Raw genomic sequence first — 496 nt, 5'->3', positions numbered from 1 at the left:
ACTAACTATGTGCCGGCCTTTGCTGGGGCTGCCTTCCTCTACTTTATCATGTGTTTCCCACTTGCTACTTGGGCACGTCGTAAAGAAGAAGAGAATAAGAAAGCTTACTAAGGAGGTCCACTATGTCAGAAGTTTTATCAGCTACTAACCTTAAATTCTTGGCACAAGGGATGTGGACGACTCTTTACTTGTCTTTCTTCATCATCGTGCTATCTACCCTGTTCGGAACTATTCTGGCGGTAATGCGTAACGGAAAGAATCCTATCCTTCGTTGGATTGCTTCTATCTACGTTGAGTTCGTCCGTAACGTTCCTAACTTGCTTTGGATTTTCATTATCTTCTTGGTCTTCCAACTCAAGTCAACTGCGGCAGGGATTACATCTTTCACGGTCTTTACTTCAGCTGCCTTGGCGGAAATCATTCGTGGGGGACTGAACTCTATCGACCATGGCCAAACGGAAGCCGGCTTGTCTCAAGGATTTAACAACAAACAAAT

Annotated in this window: 1 protein-coding gene and 1 pseudogene; both read left to right on the top strand. The window is 44.6% G+C overall.

Features of this window, described 5'->3' with window-relative positions:
- A pseudogene (locus HMPREF2979_RS10230) lies at positions 1-111 on the top strand (amino acid ABC transporter permease); the annotation flags it as partial.
- An 11-nt stretch (positions 112-122) separates the two neighbouring features.
- Positions 123-496 (top strand): ABC transporter permease subunit (locus tag HMPREF2979_RS06470; RefSeq protein ID WP_148132229.1); only part of this gene is annotated, 374 nt, incomplete at its 3' end.

Origin of the sequence: Streptococcus sp. HMSC078H12, from assembly GCF_001814615.1 — a bacterium.
Classification (GTDB): domain Bacteria; phylum Bacillota; class Bacilli; order Lactobacillales; family Streptococcaceae; genus Streptococcus; species Streptococcus salivarius_F.
The sequence above is the reverse complement of the archived record's forward strand: the minus strand, read 5'-3'. Positions and strand labels throughout refer to the sequence as shown.